The following is a 21,346-nucleotide window of genomic DNA, read 5'->3' as shown; positions in this document are numbered from 1 at the left end:
ACCCCCCTCATACCCATGCAAACGATCAGAACCCACAGCACGTGCAATCGCCCGATGATGGTGCCAACCGAGGAGCCGCGCATCCGCGCGGCAATCGAGGGACGGCGTGATGCGGCCGAGTCCCTGCTGGCGGAGCTGCTACCACGGGTGCGCAACCTCGTCCGGTACTCGGTCCACGGAGACTCCGAAGTGGATGACATCACCCAGGAGGCGCTGGTCGCCATCCTGCGCGGACTGCCCAGCTACCGCGGCGAGGGCGCCTTCGTCTCCTGGGCGGACCGGGTGGTGGTCCGCGTGACCTTCGCCGCCTCGAGGCGGGCGCGCGCCGAGCGCAACCAGGTGGACGTGGACGAAGAGGCCGTGGAGTCGGCCACGGTATGCTCGGACGACGAGGTACCGGATGACTGCCTGCTGCGCGAACACATGGCGCGGCTGCTGGAGCAGCTCTCCGACGAGCAGCGGCGCGCCCTGCTCCTCCACCATGTGATGGGAATGAGCGTCCCGGAGATGGCCGAGGAGCTGGAGGTCCCCTTCGAGACGGTCCGGAGCCGGCTGCGCCTGGGCCGGGCCCACCTGCGCGAGCTCCTCTTCCAGAGGGTCGGGCAGGACGCGGCAATGCTGTGAAAGGCCTTTCAAGCCGTCTGGTGGTCTCGCCGTCGAACTCGTAGCGCCAGAGCTGGCCCCGGCAATCCCCCACTGCCGTCGAGTCCTCTAGCGCCCGCGAGCACCTGCCCCCCGGTCACCCCCACTGCTGGGGGGCCTGGCGGCGGAACCACCCGAGTCGCCACCGGGTGCGAGCCAGCACTGCTCGCACCCGGTGGTGGCCCGCCTGTTCCTAGTACTTCGGGAGGTTGGGCAGGCTCTGGTTGCAATTGCTGGTGATGCCCAGGAGCTGGCAGACGAGCTGGCCGGTGGAGTTCACCGACGCGGCTCCGGCCGGGGCCGGCGCGTGGACGCGCTCCTTCCAGATCTGCCACACCATCATGCCGTCCGTCGGCTTGCCCTTGTTCTTCAGGTACGTGGCGAGCGTCTCGACGTTGTAATACTTCGTCGCCATGTTGTTCTGCCCGGTGAGCATCTCGGCGTCGTACACCGTGCCGGGCTCCGCGTTGAGCTTCAGCGTCGCGCCACCCGCGCCCTCCGGGGCGATCTCCAGCCCCATGGCGATCGGCCCGCTGTAGATGGCCCGGTAGGACTCATAGCCCTCGCGCGGGTCGTAGTAGTCGCCGCCGTCGTAGGACATGAGGTTGATGTGGTGCAGCTTGTTCCCGTGGTTCTTCACCACGGTGTACATCGTTCCACCGAAGGGAGAGCCCCACTGCACCTTGCCCTCCTCGAACGGCGTGCCCTTCACGTAGTAGGCGCCCGTGGACCAGCCGGCGATCGAGATGCCCAGCGACAGGCCCCGGCTCTGGATGGTGTTGTAGAGGCTGGTGATGATGTGGGAGATCTCACCGTCCTTGGTGCAGCTGAACTGGTCCGCCGTCAGCTTGTTGCAGCTGCTGCCGCTGGACTCCCAGTCGATGTCGATGCCGTCGGCGCCGAGGTCCTGCGCCAGGTCGACGACACGGGCCGCGTTGAAGTTGGACCACTGGCTGCCCTGGCTGTAGCTCCAGCCGCCGACGGAGATCCACACCTGCGTGCCGCGCTGGCGCAGCGCCTTGATGTTGTTGATGAGCGTGAGCGCCTGCTCCCGGGTGAACTTCTTCTGCCCGGTGTTCGTCGTGGCGCCCTCGAAGAACTCGAAGCCCGCCACGGCCTGATCGAACTCGTACGAGCCCTTCACGTACGCCATGTCCGGCCGCACGAAGGAGAGGTTCACGTGCGTGTAGTAGCTGGGGATGATGGCGGGGGTGAGATCGTTGATGCTCGTGTTCCAGCTGCTGGCGTAGCCGATGTACATCCTCCCGCCCGGAGGAGGAGGCGGCGGGGTGTCGGAGATGCTGACGGTGACGCTCGCCACGCTGGAGGTGGCGGTGTTCCCCGCGGCGTCATGGGCCTTGGCCGTGTAGCCGTAGGTGCCATTCTGGCTGAAGGAGCTGAAGGAGTCCGACGCGGTGAATGGGCTGGAGGTGTCCGTGCTCAGGAGCACCCCGTTCCTGTAGAACTCGACCTTCGTCACGCCCACGTTGTCGGTCGCCGGCGCGGAGAGGCTCACGCTGCCCGGGCTCGTGAGGTTGGCCGGGCTGGCCGAGAGGCTGACCGTCGGAGGCGTGGGATCCACGGGAGGCGGCACGCTCCCTCCGCAGGAGTACCCGTTGATGGTGCAGGAGCTGATGCCGCTGTAGGTCCCCGTGCCTCCGAAGGTGACGGTCACGGAGCCGTTGGCGGGCACGATGTTGCCGCCCCAGGTGTTCGGCAGGACGGTCCACGTCCCATCGCCCGCCTTGGTCGCGGAGCCTCCGGCGCCCCAGGGAGAACCGCTGATCGCCGCGTTGCCGTTGAACTTGAAGGACACCGCCCAGTCGGAGATCTGGCTGCTCGTGGTGTTCTTGATGGTGATCACCCCGTTGAAGCCACCCTCCCAGCTCGAGCTGCTGCTGAAGGTAGCCGTCAGCCCGGCGGCGTTGGCAGCGAGCTCGAGCCCCTGGGAGCCCACCTGCTCCTGCGGTTCCTGCCCACCACATGCGGCGAGCGTGCCCAACAGACCGGTGATGAGGAACTTCCGCGTCCTGCTCATGAGACCTCCGAGGAATGTGACGGGGACGAAACGGCCCGAGTAAGAGAGGGCCGGACCCGGCTTTTCGGGTCAGCATGTCCACGTCCGCGTCCCGGAGGAGCGGCCCGGGCGGGCTACGTCAGCATTCCGCGTGCGACCAGCTCAGCGCGCAGCTGCTCGGGGCTCTCGAAGCGCACCGCCTGCATTCCCACCGCGCGCGCCCCGTCGACGTTCTTCTGCACGTCGTCGATGAACAGGCAGCGCGAGGGCTCGAGGCCGTACTGCTGGCAGAGCCGCCGGTAGATCGCCGGATCCGGCTTGAGCATCCGGCACTCCCCCGAGACGACACAGCCATCGAAGCTCGCGAGGAACGGCCAGCGCGTCTTGGCATACGCGAACTTCTCCGCCGAGAAGTTGGTGATCGCATACACCGGACCCCGGGCCTGCAAGGCTCTGAGGAGCTCGACCGTACCCTCGAAGACACGCGGGATCATCTCCTCCCAGCGCGTGTCGTAGCAGCGGATCAGCTCGGCATGCTCCGGGAAGCGCCCGGACAGCTCGGCGATGGCCTCGGCCCAGGTGCGGCCAGCATCCTGCAGCACGTTCCACTCCGACGTGCAGACGGTGGAGAGGAAGTGTTCCATCGCCGCCTCATCGGTGAACAGCTTGCGATAGAGGTAGCGCGGGTTCCAGTCGAGGAACACACCGCCGATGTCGAACACGGGCAGGAGCGGTTGGGAATTCATGGTGTCGGGAGAAACGGAGAGTGGCCGCCGGACGGAGTGCCCGGCGGCCACCGGTATACAACGACTCTCAGGCCCGGCCGGAGGCCTGACGGCCGCGCCGGGAGATGGCGTCGATGGAGGCGGCCACGAGCAGCACCGCGCCCGTCACCATGAACTTCACCGACGAGGACAGCGCCAGCAGATCCATCCCGTTGGAGATGGAGCCGATGACCAGGGCCCCGAGGATCGCCGACCAGGCCGAGCCCCGCCCACCGAAGAGGCTGGTGCCGCCGATCACCGCCGCCGCGATGGCGTTGAGCAGGATGTCACCGCTGCCCGACGACTGGTTCACCGCCAGCAGTCGCGAGGAGGCGAGGATGCCTCCCGCGGCCGCCAGGGTGGAGCCGAGCGTGAAGACGGCGACCCGGATGCGCTCGACCCGGATGCCGGAGCGCCGCGACGCCTCCATGTTGCCGCCCACCGCGAAGACGTGACGGCCGAAGCGCGTGCACACCAGCACCGTCTCGAGCAGCAGGACGACGCCCACGAGGATCAGCGTCCCGAGCGGCAGGCCGCGATCCTGCGTGAAGATGGCGGTGGCCGCCACCAGCGCACCCGAGGTGAGGACCACCCGCATGGCGGTGGAGCGGATCCGTGGCAGCGGCAGCCCCGCCGCCGCCCGCCGGGCCCGCTCGAGGGCGACGGTCGCCAGATCCACGATGACGATCAGGATCACCAGCGGCCAGGCGATGGACGGCTCGAAGAACGTGCCGGTCATCCCCGTGATGAGCCGGTCGTTCAGGTTCACCGTGCCCGTACCGCCCAGCACGTAGAGCAGCGCGCCCTGCCATCCGAGGAACCCGGCCAGGGTGACCACGAAGGAGGGAACCCGGAACCGGGTGATCCAGATGCCCTGGAACAGCCCGATCGCCGCGCCCGTGCCCAGTCCGGCCAGCAGCGAGGGCACGGCCCCCCACTGCAGCTTGACGTTGAGGATCGCCATCACGGCGGCGGCCAGGCCGCTCACCGCGCCCGCCGACAGGTCGATCTCCCCGAGCAACAGCACCAGCACGATGCCCGCGGAGATCATCCCCATGGCGGCGATCTGCAGCATGAGGTTGGTGAGGTTGACGGCGGAGAGGAAGCGCTCATTGGCCAGGTAGAAGGTCACCCAGATGGCCACCAGCCCGATGAGAACGGGCAGGCTCCCCAACTCCCCCTGAGAGATACGGCGGCGGAAGCCCTTGAGGGCTCCCATCAGCCCCGGCTCGTCCTGGATCAGGCGAGGGTCGATCGCTGGCATGGCATTCGGAGCAGCGCTCATGGCTGCACCCCCATGGATTGGGCCCTTTCGCCCGATGGAATGGCGCCGGTGATGGCGGAGACGACCTCCACCTCCTTCGCCGCTTTGACATCGAACGTCGCCACCCGCCGGCCGAGGCGCATCACGATGATGCGATCGGCCACGGAGAACACGTCCGCCAGGTTGTGACTGATGACCACGACCCCCAGGCCCTGCTCGCGCAGCCGCCGGATGAGATCGAGCACCTGCCGTGTCTGCGCGACACCGAGCGCCGCCGTGGGCTCGTCCAGCAGCACCATCTTCGGCGAGCCCATCATCGCGCGGGCCACGGCGATGGACTGACGCTGGCCACCGGACAACGCGGCCACCTGTGTGCGCGCGCTCGGAATGCTCACCGCGAGCCGCTGGAGCAACTCGGCGGACTGGCGTTCCATGGTCGTCTCGTCGAGCCAACCCAGCAGCCCGCCCACACCCTTGGCGGCCAGCTCGCGCCCGAGGAACAGGTTCCCCACCACGTCCAGGTTATCGCAGAGGGCGAGATCCTGGTACACGGTCGCGATTCCCAGCGCGGTGGACTTCTGGGGCATGCCCAGCGTCACCGGCTTGCCATCGAAGAGGATGTCTCCCTCGTCGATGGGGATGATTCCCGAGATGACCTTGATGAGGGTCGACTTCCCTGCTCCGTTGTCTCCAACGAGGGCCACCACCTCACCCGGGTAGACCTCGAAGTCCACCTTGGTGAGCGCCTGGACGGCCCCGAAGCGCTTGGAGATGCCTCGGAGCGATAGCAATGGGGTCTGGGACATCAGAAGAACCTCGAAACGTCAGGGGGCCTGGATCTGCGCCACGGCGCAGGCATCCTTGTAAGCCCCGACGCACAGCTGCTCGGGGGTCCAGAACCCATCGGCGACGATGGTGCTCTTGACGTTCTCCTTCGTCACGGCCACCGGCTTGAGCAGGATGGACGGCACGTCCTTCTGGCCGTTGTTCACCTTGCCGTTGACCAGGCCCGGGGCCGGCGTGCCGCCGCGCACCAGGGTGACGGCCAGCTCGGCGGCGGTCTCCGCCTCCGGCTTGATGGCCTTGTAGACGGTCATGAACTGCTCACCCGCGAGGACGCGCTGGATGGCGGCCAGCTCGGCGTCCTGACCGGTGACGGGCGGGAGCGGCGAGACACCGGCGGCCTTCATGGCGGCGATCGCGCCACCCGCGGTGCCGTCGTTGGCCGCGTACACGCCGACGATCTTGTCCTTGCCGAGCGAGGTGAGCGCCTGCTCCATCTGCTGCTGGGCCTTGTCCGGGCTCCAGTCCGGGGTGTCGTACTCGGCACCCACCTGCAGGCCGCTGCCGTCGATCACCGAGTGCGCGCCCGCCTTGAAGAGCTTCGCGTTGTTGTCGGTGGGCGAGCCGTTGATCATCACGATGGTGCCGCTGCCCTTGCCGTCCGCCTTCAGCTTGTCGACCAGCGCCTGGCCCTGGAGCTTGCCCACCTTCTCGTTGTCGAACGAGATGTAGTAGTCCACGTCCGCGTTGACGATCAGGCGGTCGTAGCTGATGACCGGAATCTTGGACTGCCGGGCGCGCGTCACGATGGCGGACGCCGAGGCCGAGTCCACGGGATCCAGCACCAGCACCTTGGCCCCGTTGGTCAGCGCCGCCTCGGCCTGGTTCTGCTGCTTGGAGGCGTCCTGATCGGCGTTGCTATAGATGATCTCACACTCGGCACACAGCTCCTTCACCTTGCGCTCGAAGTGCACGCGGTCATGAGACTCGTACCGGGCGGTCTTCGACTCGGGAAGCAGCAGGGCGATCTTCCCGCCCGCGGCAACTCCCGACTTCGCGGCGGTCTCACCGCCCGCGGCCGTCTCCTTCTTCTCACTCTTGCAGGCCGACGACAGGAGCATCAGGGCGGCCAGTGCTACGGGGGTACCTACACGTGTGAACGAAGAGCGCATCTAGAATCTGCCTCCCTGTAGAAGTTGGATCGGGTGCTGAACCTGGGAAGGCGCGAATCCTGCTTGGAGAGGCGCAATCGTGCAAGCGCTACCAAGACCATCCCGGTGGACGAGAACCCAGGGAACCGCAGCTGCCGCGCTTGCCGCGGTGCGTCTAACGGACAAGCGCGTTCAGCAGCTGACAGTCACCACGGCCCTTGCATCAGCAGTTGGTGACCAGGGCCCAGGGACCCCACTCGGCGCCGGAGGGGACCTCGTTCTGGGTCCACCACCTGGCGCGCCACAGTTTGCCGCCGTAGGTGGCCTGATCGTCCTTCACGTACACCTTGGAGGCGCTCCACGCGGCCACGCCGGCGCAGGAGCCGCCCCCCGTGCCGGTGACGGAGATGGAGACCGCGGCGGAGGTGGTGTTGGCGGCGCCGTTGTCCGTGGCGCGGGCCGTCAGCGAGTAGCTCCCGGCCGCCACGTTCGCCCAGGAGATGCTGTACGGCGCGGTGGTGTCCTCGCCAATCTTGGTGCCGCCCGCGAAGAACTCCACCTTGGAGATGGAGCCGTCCGCGTCGGAGGCGTTGGCGCTGACGGTGATGGTGCTGCCAGCGGTGAAGGACGTCCCGTTGGCGGGCGAGGTGAGGCTCACGGCTGGAGGCTGGTTGGAGGAACCGCCACCGACCACCTGGTAGATGGCGAGCAGCAGCGAGGTCGCGGTGGTGGTGTCCTGGGAGAGCTCCCAGATCATCACACCGCCGCCCTGCTGAAGCGCCAGCCGGGCCTTGGCCTGGATGGTGGAGATTCCGTTGTAATAGACGTCGCCGACGTTGTCCTTGTAGGGCGCCTGCGAGTCCTGCGCGACGAGCTGGGCATATGTATAGGCGCCCGACGGGGAGCGGCCGTAGAACGGCACGCCCAGCACCGCCTTCGCCTTGGGGAGACCGCGCCCGAGCCAGTAATTGAGCGATTGGACGGCGAGGTCATACGTCGAGTGGGGATAGCCGGCGTCGTAGGCCATGATGTTGAGGAAATCCACGTCGCTGAAGGAGGACGTGGGGATGCCCTCGCCGCCGACGGCCAGGACCGCCGCGGTGAGCAGCTTGCCGCGGGCGTGGAGCGCGACGCCCAGCTCGCGCATCAACAACCCGAAGTTGTTGGCCGAGGCCCCGGCCTCCGGCCACTCCCAGTCGATGTCGGCGCCGTCCAGCCCGGCCTGCTCCACGAAGGCCACCACGTTGTTGACGAAGGCCGTGCGCGTGCTCGCGTTGGCGGCGAGCTGCTCGAAGGGCGAGTCATTCCCATCCATCCAGCCGCCCACCGAGATGAGCACCTTGACGCCCCGGGAGTGCGCCGTCTGGACCAGCGACCGCAGCCGCGCGTCCCCGCTGCTCAACCCCGTGAGGCCACCCTGCGCCGTGGGGAGGACGAAGGCGTAGTTGATGTGGGTGAGCTTGTCGTACTGGATGGCGTTGATGTCGCCCGACCACGTGGGGACGTAGCCGATGACCTTGGTGGAGAGCGCTCGCTCTTCCAGGGTGGCCACCGGCTCGTCGGCGGCCGCGGCATCGGGTTGTCCGGAGCACGCCACGAGGGTGGCGAGGAAAGCGGCCCCAAGGGCCAGGGTCTTGAGCTGGAATGCGGTGCGCACGCGAGAATCCCTCCTGTCTCGTGTGCACAGAGGGAGCGCTCGCTCATTCAGGGTCAAATGAGCGAGCGTTCCAGATACTTTTTCACCTCGAGTACGAGTTCCGTACCGGGACCTACAGCTGCTCGAGCCGGAACTGCTGGCAGTCGTTGTTGGACCAGGTCCACTGCTGGATGTTGGCCCCGTCGCCGCTGCTCGTGCAGTTGGTGACGTCGATCACCTTGCCACTGTGGCGCGCCTCGAGCCGGTAGTAGCCATTGCCGAGCGACACGGGCTTGAACTGCTGGTTGGTGGCGTTGAAGGACGTCCACTGGTGGATGTTGGCACCATCGGCGGTGCTCGGCCCGGCGACGTCGAGCACCTTGCCGCTATAGCGCGAGACGAACCGGTAGTAGCCGCTGTCGGTGGGCTCCATCGACCACTGCTGGCTGGCGCCGGTGTGGCAGGCCCACTGGTGGATGTTGGCGCCATCGGCGGTGCTCGGCCCGGCGATATCCACGCACCTGCCCGTGGCCTTGTTCACGATCCGGTAGGCGGTGGGGGTGCCGCCACCGCTGCCGCCCCACTTGAACGAGGCCACCGAGCGCGGCGGCAGCGTGTAGTCGAAGGACTGGCCGCTCCAGCGCACCTTGAAGGTGATGGTGCTGGTGTCGTTGGTATTCAGCGCGACCAGCGCCAGCGAGCCATCCGGGTTCTTGAAGGCCACGGTCTGGATGCCGCCGTCGGCCTGGAACGTCGAGGCGATGCGCACCGCGCCGGAGCGCACCACCTTCGCCAGCTGCGCCCAGACGTAGTAGTCCTCGTTCTTGGTGTAGGTGCCGTTGCCGTTGTTCACGGTGATCATGCCACGGCAGTCGACACAGCCCCCCACGTAGGGGCCATTGTTCGGATCCAACGCGATGTTCCAGTACAGCGAGCTGCGAGCCCAGTTGCGCAGCGGGCCGAAGACGTTGTGCTGTAGTTCCCACTCCAGGTTCGCGGCCTGGTTCGTCGCCCAGCGTCCGCCGGTGCACTCGGTGAAGTGGATCTCCTTGTCGGGAAAGGCGTTGTGGAAGTCGGTCTGGACGCCGTAGGCGTCCTGGGGGCTCTCGTAGCAGTGATAGGCCACACCCGCCACGGCCGAGCGCGCCTGGCCGTTGTTGTGGCTCATCACCTCGTGAGGGAAACCGGCGGGGCCGCCGCCGTCGTGCCAGTTGTGATCCCAGGCGATGATCTTCACCGAGCCGAACCCGGCGTTGTTCAGCGCGGGCCGGAGGTTCTGGGCCGCGAAGTTCGACTGATCGCTCGACTCCATCTGCATCGTCGCATAGGTGCCGTTGGCGTTGTGCGGCTCGTTCTGCATGCTGATGGCGTGGATGGGCACGCCGTAGCTGTTGTAGGCCTGGACGAAACGCACGAAATAATTGGCATACATGCCATAGAGGTCGTTGCGCAGGTACCCGCCCCCCGTGAAGGAGTTGTTGAACTTCATCCAGCCCGGAGCGCTCCACGGCACGGCCAGGACCTTGACCTCGGGGTTGAGCTGCCGCGCCTGCTGCAGGAGCGGGATGATGTAGGCCGTGTCGTGGCCCACCGAGAAGTCATTCAGATCGCAGCAGGTGTCGTCGTAGGAGTAGTTGTTCCTCGCGAAGTCGGAGGCGCCCATGGGCAGCCGGATCATGTTGTACCCGGCGCCCGCGCCCACGCTGAACAGCTCGTTCATGATGCTGTTGCGCTGGGGCGAGTTGTAGATGAGCCACGCGGACGAGTCGGTGAGCGCGCCACCGAAGCCATCGATGGTCTGATAGGTGGTCGCGGGGTTGACGTCGATCACCGTGGAGGTGTTGCTCTCCGGACCGAAGTTCCGGGTGGGCTCGGCGCTGAGCCTCTTGGAGAGCGAGCTGCCCGAGGTGGTCGTCACCCAGATCTGCACGGACTCTCCGGCGGCCATCGCACTCGCCGGAGGAAGCACGCTCGCGAGGAGCGAGGCGGTCGCCAGCCCGCGCCACACACTCCGGTTCCAGAACAGGTCCAGCTGCATTCGAATCTCCTGAGACATCGAAAAGGTCTGGTTCGACAATGAACCAGGCCCGGACCCCTTGGAAGGGATCCGGGCACGGGGTGCTGCGTGGAGGGGTTCTTCGCGGGGAACTCAGCCCGCCGGGCAGAACGTCACCTCGAGCTGCTGCCCGCCGGTGCACGTGTAGAAACCAGCCTGGTTGGCGGCCATCGGGTAGTCGTCATAGGCGAACCCGTAGACGGCGCCGCACTGGTCGTGGACCCACTTGGAGTACTGGTTGTAGGGCTTCCCGGTGTTGTAGTACTGCGACACGGTGGTGCTGTCGGGCGCGTCCAACATTCCGCGGTTCAGCGCGGCGCACCACTTCGCGCTCATGTCGAAGAACGGCGGCGAGCAGGCGTAGACCTGCGCCGACTTCGCCGTCCCCGGGGTGCAGACGCCGGGGTACTTGCTGGCGCAGCGGGCGATCTCACCATCCAGCCGCGTGCAGACGGAGGCGCGGCGCGGATCGCTCGCGTACTCCCCATCGAGGCAGAAGGAGCGCGGAGCCAGGCAGATGGTGCCGCCCCCCATGGTGTAGCGCAGACCATCCGGACACTGGTTGGCGATGGCCGTCTGGATGGCGCTCGCGGACTTGTTGCACTGCACCTGGACACAGCTGGAGCCGGTGCCAACACCCCTGATCTGCATGGGCAGGCCCACGTGGTCCACGTACGTGAGGTTGTAGTGCAGCAACTGCGAGCCGCCGCTGGGCTTCTCCAGCGTGAACTCGGCCTTCTCCAGCTCGCGGGGTGACGAGGGCGACGGAAGGGTCCTATACGCGCTCACGCGGCCGCTGGGGTAGTTCGCCGGAGTCGCATAGGTGTAGCTCTGGCCGGTGGCGAGGTTGCGGTAGACGGGGTTGCCCGCCGCGTCCTTCTCGAGCGGGATGCTGTACACGCCCGTCAACGTCACGTTGAGCGGGAACGGGCACCTGTTGGTCACCTTGACCGGGACGGTGCCCGGGGGAGGAGGAGGCGGCGGCGGCTGGGTCCCCCCGGTGTCGTGCATCTCGAACCAGTCGAGCTTGAACAGCCAGTCACCACCCGTCGCCACGCCCTTGAGGTACAGCGAGTGGGTGCCGCTGATCTCCGTGATGCTGACGGTCCGGGTGATGAAGCTGTTCCAGTCGGCGCCAGTGGCGGAGGTGAGATCCACCGTCCCCACCTTCGTGCCGCTGCCCACCGCGCCGGCCCAGATCTCCGCCCGGCCACCGCCATAGGGCGCCGCGAGGCGGAACTGGATCTGATCCACCCCGGTGAAGTTCACCGAGGGGTAGTGGATCTGCTCGTTGACCTGGAAGCCCGCGACGGACTGCCCCTCGCCACCGCCCTCGTTGAACACCCCGCCGGCCGTCGTCCCACTCGAGGACCAGTTCTCCGCCTGATACCGGCTGCCGACGATGACTGGCTGCGTGGCACTCTCCAGGGAGCCGTCCTCTACGAGCTCGCTCTGGCTGTCGCAAGCCACTCCCGTGGTGAGCATCAACCCCGCGGCGCCCACGCGCCACGCGGCCTTCCAACCCGCGTTCCGCATTTCCGTGATTGGCATGTCGTTGTCCTCACAACGTGGAAGTCGTGAAACGAGGTGATGGAGCGACGAACCATTTTTTTCGGGTTTTCTCGTACAATTTGATTTTCCAACAGATCGAGACAGGCCCGAGACGTCAACATGACGACGTCCTCCCCCCCTCACTCGTCCAGGATCCGACGTCTCACGTGCCCGCGGGGCTTCGCCCCGTAGTCCAGTCACAGCTGATGTTTACGTTTCCCCTCCACACAGGAGGCCACCCCATGAAGCCGCTCCCCTCGAACCGTCCGGTGCTCTGGAAGACGCACCGCAGTGCTTGTTTCCTGGAGGTGTCCCGAGCCGAGCTCGAGCGGCGCCTCGGGCCTCCGCACGTGCGGAACGCGGATGGAGATGGTCTGGGTCCCAAGGACCGCTGGAGCTTCCGCTGCGACTGCGGCCTGGAGCTGATCGTCGAGCACGCGCGCCAGTCCTCCACCGCCCTGGTGTGGATGGCGCACCTGGAGGTCGAGCACGCGCTCGCGCACCTGGGGATCTCCACCGACAAGGTGACCTGGCGCGCGGATGTGGAGGAGCCGCTGCCCCTGGCGGGCTGGACCGTCGTGCGCCAGGACGAGGATGGCAACCGCTTCGACATCTGCGTGCTGTCCGTCCAGGCCCACGCCGAGTGCTTCGCGGCACAGAAGGCGGCGCACGCCCCGGAGCAGTTCTACTTCGTCGAGCCCCGGGGCATGCTCCCCCGGGAGGAGCGGCCGTCCCGGAGCCCGAAGCGCTGGGCCCGCCGCCAGTGGGAGTCCGAGCCCGTCGCCGCGCAGCTCTGAGGACCGCGCCCGGGCGCACGGCGGCTGGGGCTCACGCTCGCCCGCCCCGTCTGCGTGCGCCCTGCCGTCCCCTCCGGGCCCGTGCCCACGCACTGTCCAGTACCCACCTTCCTGGAAGAACCCAGGAGGTGAGTGACATGGCAGGAGTTCGTGGATCCAAGGCCGACAAGATGCAGGCCGAAGCCTCCAAGGCGACGGACCGCAGCCGGAAAGGCCGCAACAAGGTGCCCAAGGTGCCGCGGCAGGACAAGAAGAAGGGCAGCGAGACGAGAAGGATGCCCAAGGGGAACCGCAGCGGGTGATGGGGGCTTCTCGCCAAAGTTTCACACAGCCCCGGGCCCGTCTTGCTACACCGCTCCTCCATCACCAAGTGAGCGGATATGCCCAAGCGCGCATCCTCCAACCGGAACACCCCCAGCAAACCCATGGAGCGGGACGTCATCCCGCCTGGAACGGACGTGCCGGACAGCGACCTGTTCTTCAACCGGGAGCTGTCCTGGCTCGCCTTCAACAACCGGGTGCTCCAGCTCGCCGAGGATGCGTCGGTGCCATTGCTGGAGCGGGTGAAGTTCTGCGCCATCTACGCCCGCAACCTCGATGAGTTCTTCATGATCCGTGTGGCGCGCCTGCACGAGCAGGTGCGCGGCCGCGTGGCCCGGCTGGTCCCGGACGGCGCCACCCCGGGGAACACGCTCGACAGGCTGCACGAGTGCATCCTCGAGCAGGGCCGGCGCCACAACGACTGCTTCGAGCGCCAGCTCCGCCCCGCCCTGGCCGACAAGGGCCTGCGCATCCTCTCCATGAAGGAGCTCGACCCGGAGGCGCGCACGCTGGTGGAGCAGCGCTTCCGCGAGCAGATCTTCCCCGTCCTCACCCCGCTGGCCATCGGCTTGGGGCGGCACTTTCCCTACATCTCCAACCTCTCCCTCAGCCTGGCGGTACTGCTGAGGGATCCGGTGACGGAGACGGAGAACGTGGCGCGGGTGAAGGTGCCCAAGGAGCTGCTGCCGCGCTTCGTCCCGCTCAAGGGGGGCACATCCTTCATCCCGCTCGAGGACATCATCGCCCACCACATGGGCGCCCTGTTCCCCGGGATGGAGGTGCTCGACCATGGGCTGTTCCGTGTCACCCGGGACGCGGACTTCACCGTCTCCGAGGACGCGGAGGATCTGCTGGTGGCCGTGCAGACCGAGCTGCGCCAGCGCCGCTTCGGGGACGTCATCCGCCTGGAGGTCCAGGCGGGAATGAATCCCAAGATGCTCGAGCCCCTGGTGGAGGCACTCGGGTTGGAGCCGCGGCAGATCTACGAGGAGCAGGGCCTGTTGGACCTGGCGGACCTGATGGCCGTGGTGTCCACGCCGGGCTTCGCCGAGCTGAGGGATCCGCCGTGGACGCCCGTCACCCAGCCCCGCCTGAAGGCCGAGGGGGATGGGGGTGAGGTCGGCACGGTGATGTCGGCCATGCGCCGGGGCGACCTGCTCGTACACCACCCCTACGAGTCCTTCACCACCTCGGTGGAGCGCTTCGTAGCGGAGGCGGTGGAGGACCCGGACGTGCTCGCCATCAAGCAGACCGTCTACCGCACGTCGGACAAGTCCCCGCTGGTGCCCGCGCTCATCCGCGCCACCGAGCGCGGCAAGCAGGCCGTGTGCATGGTGGAGCTCAAGGCCCGCTTCGACGAGCGCACCAACATCCACTGGGCGCTCGCGCTGGAGGAGGCGGGGGTGCACGTCGTCTACGGCATCCCCGGGCTCAAGACGCACGCCAAGGCCATCCTCATCGTCCGCCGCGAGGGCGAGCGGGTGCGCCACTACGTCCACGTCGGCACCGGCAACTACAACCCGAAGACGGCCCGGCTCTACACGGACCTCGGGCTCTTCACCACGGATCCGGACATCGGCGCGGACGTGGCGGATCTCTTCAACTTCCTCACCGGCTTCGCCCGCCCCAAGTCCTTCCGCAAGCTGCTGGTGGCCCCCATCAACATGCGCGAGGGCCTGCTGGAGGAGATCCGCCGCACGATCACCGCCCACTCGGCCGAGCGACCCGCGCGCATCCAGATGAAGATGAACGCGCTGGTGGACCCGGCGATGATCCGCGCCCTCTACGACGCCTCGCGCGCCGGGGTGAAGGTGGACCTCAACGTGCGCGGCATCTGCTGCCTGCGCCCCAACGTCCCTGGCGTCTCGGAGAACATCCGCGTCGTCTCCACGCTCGGCCGCTTCCTGGAGCACTCGCGCATCTACTCCTTCGAGCGCGCGGGCGAGACGCGCTGCTACATCGGCTCGGCGGACATCATGCCGCGCAACCTGGACCACCGCGTGGAGGCCCTCGCCCCGGTGGAGGATCCCCAGCTCCTCGCCCAGGTGCGGGAGCTGCTCGACCGGTGCCTCGCGGACAACACCCACGCCTGGGTGCTCGACGCGGACGGCGCATGGAAGCGGCGCGTCCCCGAAGGTGAGAGACGCTGGGCCCAAGGTGAGATGATGGAGCGCGCGGTGCGCATGGCCCAGGCCACCAGCGGCCGTCCCCTGTCCTGATTCTTTCGTCCTCTCGGGTAGATCGTGGCTCCGTTGCAACTGCAAACATCCACGCGGACAACGCGCTCCGAGAGCCGATTGTATTGAGGCCCCCACCGATCGGATGATGGGAGCACTCGTCAACCCGCGTGGCCCATGTCAAACGATCAGGATCCCCAACTTCCCTCGACCCCGGATGAGAGCGCGGTCGCCGCGCAGGCCCCCGCCCCCAGGAAACGGGAGCAACCGGCGATGTGGCCCGGCAACGTGCCCTCGCAAGCCCAGGCGCTGGAGGTGCTGCGCGGAAGGCTGTCGTTGGCGGTGTCGCTGCCCGGAGCCCGCAAGCTCCTGGAGAAGCTCACCCAGCCCGAGCGCGAGGCCCTCCTGGTGGATGGCCAGGCCGACGCGCTGCGCGAGGCGCTCGTGGCGCGCTGGCGCCTGGCGGCGGCGAGGGATCTGCTGCTGACGGCTGGGGGCAAGGTGGACTCCGAGGCGCTCAACGCGCTGCTGGCCGAGGTGGACCATTCCCTGGAGACGCTCCGGGCGGCGACCCCCTCCACGCCAGAGCTGGGGCTCGCCATCGATCGCACCTGGGAGACGCTGACCCAGGAGGCCGTCGACTTCTCCAGTGACGTGAAGGCGGCGTCAAACCAGCCGGAGCCCCCCGCCCCCGCTCCCGTGGCGCACCACAAACCCGCCGCCACCGGCAAGGTGTCGTTCGATACGGAGAGTCAGGAGCAGGCCAGTCGCAGGAAGAAGGTGCAGCTCCTTCAGATCTCCGCCCTGGCCGTGGTGATGCTCGCGGTGGGCGCGTACCACTTCACCAGCATGCCCAGGAGCCAGCCGTCCAACCAGACGGGCGCGCCGAACAACACGCTCATCACCACCGATGCGAAGACCGGCACCCAGGTGGTGCGCTCGACGCTCGTGGGCCCGGCCTCTCCAGAGCTGCGGGCGTGGCTCGAGCAACAGAAGGCCAAGGGTCTGGAGGTGAAGGAGCTGGATCCGGGAACCTGGCTGCTCAGTCCCGCGCCGAAAGCTCCGGCCACCGCCGACACTGGCAGCCCCTGACCCACCCGCACCTCTTCACCACGCCTTCCACCCTTCAAGGGGGTATGTCATGGCTCACCCGACGCTTCACCGCCGCAAGCACCAGGGCTTCACCCTGATCGAGCTGATGATCGTCGTCGGCATCATCGGCCTGTTGGCCTCCGTGGCCATTCCGCAGATGCAGAGCTTCCAGATGCGCACGAAGCGGGCCGAGCGGGATGCGATGATCACCTCGCTCATCCGCACGGTGTCCGAGTACTGGTCGGTCCACAACTCGTTGCCGGGTGGACTGACGAGCCTGGCGCAGAACCCCGCGGGCACGGAGTACGGCACCAAGAAGCCCTTCGACAAGACGTTGCCCGGGTGGGCGACGCTGGGCTGGCAGCCCGATGGCCTCCTCTACTACACCTATGACGTCACCAAGCCGCAGGACGACGTCCTGGAGGTGACCGCCAAGAGCGATCTGGATCATGACGGGGTGCTGAACGTCCGGATCGTCCGGTACAAGCTGCGCGATGGCCTGTGGCAGTGGGACTCGGAGATCGTGAACGACGACATCACGTTCTGAGCCGCCCGGCCGCTCCTCCCGGGGCCCGGCTGCCAGGCCCCGTCCCGGTCGAAATCGTGTGAACCCGGACCCCGAATGAGGTAGGAGCGCACACCATGGGCGCGCAGTGGAAACACAAGGGCCGCACCGAGCATGCGGCCGCGAAGGGCCGGCTCTTCACCAAGCTGGTCAAGGAACTCATCGTGTCCGCCAAGGCGGGGGGAGCCGACCCCTCCACCAACCCGCGGCTGCGCATGGCCGTCGAGCAGGCGAAGAAGGCGTCGATGCCGCGCGACACGCTCGAGCGCGCCATCAAGAAGGGCGCCGGGCTGCTGGATGAGCCGGTGAACTACGAGCTCGTCACCTACGAGGGCTTCGCCCCGCACCAGGTGCCGGTCATCGTCGAGTGCCTCACCGAGAACAAGAACCGCACCGCCACCAACATCCGGGTGCTCTTCCGCAAGGGGCAGATCGCCACCAGCGGCGCGGTGTCGTGGGACTTCAACCGCCTGGGCGTCATCGAGGCCACGCCTCCCGAGGGCGGTGCCGATGCCGAGGCCGCCGCCATCGAGGCGGGCGCGCAGGACCTGGAGGCCGCCGAGGAGGGCGCCACCCGCTTCCTCACCGCCGCGACGGACCTCGACACGGTGAGCCGGGCCCTGACGGGGATGGGCTGGACGGTGAGCTCGCAGAACCTCGCGTGGATCGCCAAGAACCCGGTGCACCTCGAGGGTGAGGCCCGGAGCGAGGTCGAGTCGTTCCTCGAGGCCATGGACGAGGACGACGACGTCCAGAACATCTACGTCGGCCTGAAGTGAGGCCCGTGGCCGGAGGAGGTTGATGGTGGAGCTGCACGCCCGGGCCCGGGCCCTGCTGTGTCGGGAGTCCCCGCTTCCTCCGCTGCCGATGACACCCCGAGGGGAGCTCGCGCCGTTGGTGCCCCCCTCCCCCGGCCAGCGCTTCCTCCCCTTCCTGCCTTCCCACCAGGAGCAGGCGGTGTCCCTGGCGGCCCGCTTCATGGAGCTGGCCAATGCCCGGCCCGGAGAGGCGGGACTGTCGGCGGTACTCGACGAGGCCGAGCAGCAGGCGCGGCAGGGAGACGCCGAGTGGGTGAAGTACGCGCTGCGCGTCTTCATCGCCCACCACCCCGAGGGCCGCGTGCTGTCCGTGCCCCCCTTGCAGGAGCGCGCTCCGCGGCTGGTGGTGCCCTCGCAACGCCAGGAGCTGCCCCGGAAGGGAAACCCTGGCACCCCCGGCGCGGAGGTCTGGCTCGACTACTTCCGCGAGGACACCGGGCTCAACGACCACATCGACACGTGGCACGCGCATCACCCGGCGGCCGGATACCCGGATCCCACGAACCCTCAGCGCCGCCTCCTCCCGGACCGGCGCGGCGAGCTGTTCTGGTACACGCACCAGCAGCTGCTGGCCCGTTACGACACGGAGCGGCTGGCGTTCGGCATGCCCCGCGTCGTCCCCCTGAGCGACTACGCCTCCCCCATCAACGAGGGCTATGACCCGCAGCTCCCGGGCTTCGCGCCCCGGCCTCCGGGCCTGAGCCCGAGGGGAATCCCCGGCTACGGCATCACGGATCACGCCACGCGCCGCGACCGGCTCTTCACCGCGGCCTCCTCGGGGCTGCTGTGGCACGGGGACTCGCCCATCCTCCTCGACAGCCTCGAGCAGCTCGCCGACACGGCCGAGTCCAACAGGGGCTCCGTGGATGGCGAGGCCTGGGCGGATCCGCTCGGCCCCTACGGCTCACACCACCACCTGGGGCACGTGCTCCTCGCGTGCCTGACGGGCCCCCGGGACAGGACGGGCCTTCCCGGGGTCATGGCCTCCCCGGCCACCGCGGCGAGGGATCCGCTCTTCTACCGCTGGCACCGCCACGTGAACGACATCCTCGACGCGTGGCAGAGCGCCCACCTGCCACCGCACGACCTGTCCGACGCGCCCCAGGTGCGGATGCGCAAGTGGCTCGGCGATGGAACGGCTCCGGCGCACCAGAGCCCGGACATCCTCCTGTGCATGCACCGGGACATCCCCGGCGCCACAGCACCGGACTTCGACGGACAGCGTTGGGGCGAGGCCCTGTTCGGCGGCGAGAACTGGGACAGCCCTCCTCCGGCCTTCTCCGTGACGACGCACACGCTGCGCACCCACATGGCACGGCAACCGGTGCGGCTCCCGGACGGACGGGAGCTCCTCAAGCCGCACCTCGATCACGACCCGTTCCACTACTTCTTCCGGGTGGAGAACCCGCTGCCCCGCGAGCAGACGGTGACGGTGCGCATCTACCTCGCGGCGGACGCGTTCGCCGAGGATCGCCGGATGTGGATGGAGCTGGACAGGTTCGCCCACACGCTGGGGCCCTCGCGGCGGGAGGTCATCCACCGGCCCTCGCGGCTGTCCTCCGTGGTGCACGAGCGCGGCTGGCCCGCCCACCTGCTGCTGCCTCGCGGCCGGCACGAGGGCCTGCTCGTGCGGTTGATGGTGCTGCTCACCGACCCGGAGTTGGATCCCGAGCCGGGCTACCCGTTCAACCGGCCCTTCCCTCCGGGACAGCGCATCGCGGACCTCTCCGCGCGGCCCCAGGTCGCGACGCGCAACCTGTGGCTCCACCACGCCTCGACCTGAAGAGGACCCGGCTCAGAAGCCCTTGCGCCGGACCTGGAGGATCATCGCCTCCACCCGCTTGAACAGCTTCTCGCGCTCCTGGGAGAAGAGCTCGCGGGCCCGGGGCTTCTGCTCCTCGCGCAGCAGCGTCTCCGCCTCGAGATAGGCCCGCGTGTCGTTGTCCTGCATCTCGCGCAGCGTGGACTGCATCTGCTCCAGCCGCTGGCTCCTCGCGCGCCGTTGCTGATCCTCCGCCTCCCCCGGCGCGGTCGAGCTTCCGCCCCTCCCGCCATAGACGTCATGGGTGCCGCCGCCCTTGTAGCCTCCGTGCCAGGACTTCTCGGCCACCTTGTGCTGGGCGCGCAGCTCCTCGAGCCGCTGCTGGAGCAACACGTTCTTCTCGTGCAGGGTGAGCTCCATCTCCCCGAACCGCTTCACCTGGTCCTCGTCGAGGGCCAGCTCGCTCCGGTGGTCGAGCAGCACCGACAGCGAGGACTTGAGCTCCATGTTCACCGGCGCGTCGTCGCGCTGGGAGGCCGTGGACCGGGCACAGGCGACGAGCGAGAGGGACACCCACAACATCAACAGCTTCCGAGTCATGAGCCCATGGTGCCACCAACCCGGGCGGATGCAGAATGCGCGCCCATGCCGACCGACTCGGACGCTCGCCTGGGCTCCAACATCTGGAAGCTCCAGGCCATCCGGCTGCTGTTCTACATGCAGTTCTTCTCCGCGGTCCTCGTGCCGTTCTTCACGGACTGGGGCGGCATCTCCCTGGCGCAGGTGCTGTACCTCAACGCTTGGTTCTTCCTCTGCAACTTCCTCTTCGAGGTCCCCACCGGCACCGTGGCGGACTACCTGGGCCGCAAGGTGTCGCTCGCCCTGGGCAGCCTGGTGGCCATCGGCGCCGCGCTGCTCTACGTGTCCCGGCCCGCCTTCCCCGTGTTCATGGCCGCCGAGGCCGTCTTCGCCATCGCCTACACGCTCCACTCCGGCGCGGACGAGGCGCTCGCCTATGACAGCCTCAAGGCCACCGGGCACACGGAGCGGGCGGCGCACGTCCTCGGCCGCATGGAGTCCTTCAAGCTCGGCGGCATCATCACCGCGACGCTCATCGGGGGCTTCATCGCGAGCGCCTTCGGCCTGAGCGCTCCCATGCGGGCCTATGTCCTCCCTGCCACCCTCGCCTTCCTGCTCGCGCTCACCCTGCGCGAGCCTCCCACGTCCAGCCAGGAGCGGCGGACCCGGACCGGCTACGTGCGGATCCTCACCCAGGGAGGCCGGTACTTCCTCGGCCACAAGGTCGTCCGGCTGCTCGCCATCGAGCTGGCCCTGACCAACGCGCTGGCCTGGGGGCTCATCTGGTTGTTCCAGCCGCTGCTCGAGCGCAGTGGGGTGCCCCTCCGCTTCTTCGGCGTGGTGCATGCCCTCTCGTGCGTCGGGCAGATCCTCTTCCTCGGCAACGTGGCGCGAATCGAGCGGTGGATCGGCTCGATGAGGAGGCTCCTGCTCGGGGCCACCGTCCTCGCCGGGGTGAGCTTCCTCATGCTCGGGGCCACGCGGTGGACCCCACTCGTCATCGTGGGGATCATCCTGGGCTTCACCTTCAGCCTGCCGCGCATCCCCCTCTTCAGCGCCTACATCAATCACCACATCCCGTCCAACCAGCGGGCCACGGTGCTCTCCTTCGTCTCGATGGTGCGCACCCTGGCGATCGTGGTGATCAACCCCCTCATCGGGCTGCTCGCCGAGTGGTCGCTGTCATGGACCATGGCCATCCTCGGCACGGGGTTGATCGCGTTCGCGGCGGGCTCCCGCATCGAGGAGCGTCACCTGGCCGCCGCGCCAGCGTCCTCCGATGACGCTGCCGGCGGACCGTAAGCGGACGGAAGCGCTCCAGGAAACGCGCTCCCCGTGCTTTGCTCACCCCATTCCATCCAGGAGATTCCA

18 protein-coding genes are annotated in these 21,346 nt (G+C 67.9%); 9 read left to right on the top strand and 9 right to left on the bottom strand.

Translation table 11 applies throughout. The features are described from left to right. The first annotated feature begins 57 nt into the window (after positions 1–57). Positions 58–624: an RNA polymerase sigma factor gene (locus tag NR810_RS27205; RefSeq protein WP_257456714.1), complete on the top strand. Its 567-nt coding sequence runs from the start codon at positions 58–60 to the stop codon at positions 622–624. Between the two features lie 211 nt (positions 625–835). On the opposite strand, the gene NR810_RS27200 is transcribed toward NR810_RS27205, so the two are convergent. The 8 genes from NR810_RS27200 to NR810_RS27165 form a co-directional block, all read right to left on the bottom strand. Then, positions 836–2,680 carry a glycosyl hydrolase family 18 protein gene (locus NR810_RS27200; RefSeq protein ID WP_257456587.1) on the bottom strand — a complete coding sequence of 615 codons (1,845 nt, stop codon included), beginning with the start codon at positions 2,678–2,680 and terminating at the stop codon, positions 836–838. Between the two features lie 113 nt (positions 2,681–2,793). Beyond that, positions 2,794–3,405 carry an HAD family hydrolase gene (locus tag NR810_RS27195; protein ID WP_257456586.1) on the bottom strand — a complete coding sequence of 204 codons (612 nt, stop codon included), beginning with the start codon at positions 3,403–3,405 and terminating at the stop codon, positions 2,794–2,796. Between the two features lie 67 nt (positions 3,406–3,472). Next, complete coding sequence (locus NR810_RS27190; protein WP_257456585.1) at positions 3,473–4,708, bottom strand: sugar ABC transporter permease; 1,236 nt, start codon at positions 4,706–4,708, stop codon at positions 3,473–3,475. Beyond that, positions 4,705–5,493 (bottom strand): ATP-binding cassette domain-containing protein, encoded by a 789-nt coding sequence (locus tag NR810_RS27185; RefSeq protein WP_257456584.1) that lies wholly within the window; start codon positions 5,491–5,493, stop codon positions 4,705–4,707. The genes NR810_RS27190 and NR810_RS27185 overlap by 4 nt, the downstream gene beginning before the upstream one ends. Positions 5,494–5,511: 18 nt before the next feature. After that, on the bottom strand, positions 5,512–6,642 hold the full coding sequence (locus tag NR810_RS27180) for an ABC transporter substrate-binding protein (RefSeq protein WP_257456576.1): 1,131 nt from the start codon (positions 6,640–6,642) through the stop codon (positions 5,512–5,514). A 202-nt stretch (positions 6,643–6,844) separates the two neighbouring features. Then, positions 6,845–8,278: a glycosyl hydrolase family 18 protein gene (locus tag NR810_RS27175; RefSeq protein WP_257456575.1), complete on the bottom strand. Its 1,434-nt coding sequence runs from the start codon at positions 8,276–8,278 to the stop codon at positions 6,845–6,847. Positions 8,279–8,390: 112 nt separating this feature from the next. After that, a complete protein-coding gene (locus tag NR810_RS27170; RefSeq protein WP_407653840.1) occupies positions 8,391–10,205 on the bottom strand; it encodes an RICIN domain-containing protein in 1,815 nt (604 codons plus the stop codon). Between the two features lie 201 nt (positions 10,206–10,406). Beyond that, the gene (locus tag NR810_RS27165) at positions 10,407–11,864 is read right to left on the bottom strand and encodes a beta-1,3-glucanase family protein (RefSeq protein WP_257456571.1); all 1,458 of its coding nucleotides are present in this window, start codon (positions 11,862–11,864) and stop codon (positions 10,407–10,409) included. Positions 11,865–12,106: 242 nt separating this feature from the next. Between NR810_RS27165 and NR810_RS27160 the strand changes: the two genes are divergently transcribed. The 7 genes from NR810_RS27160 to NR810_RS27130 all read left to right on the top strand — a co-directional run bounded on the left by NR810_RS27160 (position 12,107) and on the right by NR810_RS27130 (position 19,417). Then, a complete protein-coding gene (locus tag NR810_RS27160; RefSeq protein ID WP_257456569.1) occupies positions 12,107–12,661 on the top strand; it encodes a hypothetical protein in 555 nt (184 codons plus the stop codon). Between the two features lie 137 nt (positions 12,662–12,798). Next, a complete protein-coding gene (locus NR810_RS27155) occupies positions 12,799–12,963 on the top strand; it encodes a hypothetical protein (protein ID WP_257456566.1) in 165 nt (54 codons plus the stop codon). A 78-nt stretch (positions 12,964–13,041) separates the two neighbouring features. Next, positions 13,042–15,201 carry a polyphosphate kinase 1 gene (gene ppk1, locus NR810_RS27150; RefSeq protein ID WP_257456563.1) on the top strand — a complete coding sequence of 720 codons (2,160 nt, stop codon included), beginning with the start codon at positions 13,042–13,044 and terminating at the stop codon, positions 15,199–15,201. Positions 15,202–15,336: 135 nt separating this feature from the next. Then, on the top strand, positions 15,337–16,251 hold the full coding sequence (locus NR810_RS27145) for a hypothetical protein (RefSeq protein ID WP_257456554.1): 915 nt from the start codon (positions 15,337–15,339) through the stop codon (positions 16,249–16,251). Between the two features lie 49 nt (positions 16,252–16,300). Continuing rightward, positions 16,301–16,798, top strand: a complete 498-nt coding sequence (locus NR810_RS52215; protein ID WP_306818541.1) for a type IV pilin protein — start codon at positions 16,301–16,303, stop codon at positions 16,796–16,798. A 95-nt stretch (positions 16,799–16,893) separates the two neighbouring features. Continuing rightward, complete coding sequence (locus NR810_RS27135; protein ID WP_257456552.1) at positions 16,894–17,595, top strand: YebC/PmpR family DNA-binding transcriptional regulator; 702 nt, start codon at positions 16,894–16,896, stop codon at positions 17,593–17,595. Positions 17,596–17,617: 22 nt separating this feature from the next. Further along, positions 17,618–19,417, top strand: coding sequence for a tyrosinase family protein (locus NR810_RS27130; protein WP_257456550.1), 1,800 nt, complete (start codon positions 17,618–17,620; stop codon positions 19,415–19,417). A gap of 12 nt (positions 19,418–19,429) precedes the next feature. Here NR810_RS27130 and NR810_RS27125 read toward each other — a convergent pair whose 3' ends face one another. Continuing rightward, complete coding sequence (locus NR810_RS27125; protein WP_257456549.1) at positions 19,430–19,996, bottom strand: hypothetical protein; 567 nt, start codon at positions 19,994–19,996, stop codon at positions 19,430–19,432. A gap of 45 nt (positions 19,997–20,041) precedes the next feature. Here NR810_RS27125 and NR810_RS27120 point away from each other — a divergent pair, with 45 nt between their 5' ends. Continuing rightward, on the top strand, positions 20,042–21,277 hold the full coding sequence (locus NR810_RS27120; protein ID WP_257456548.1) for an MFS transporter: 1,236 nt from the start codon (positions 20,042–20,044) through the stop codon (positions 21,275–21,277). The last annotated feature ends 69 nt before the right edge of the window (positions 21,278–21,346 follow it).

It is taken from the genome of Archangium lipolyticum, assembly GCF_024623785.1.
Lineage (GTDB): Bacteria > Myxococcota > Myxococcia > Myxococcales > Myxococcaceae > Archangium > Archangium lipolyticum.
Note: the sequence above shows the minus strand (reverse complement) of the source record. Positions and strands in the feature narration are given on the sequence as shown.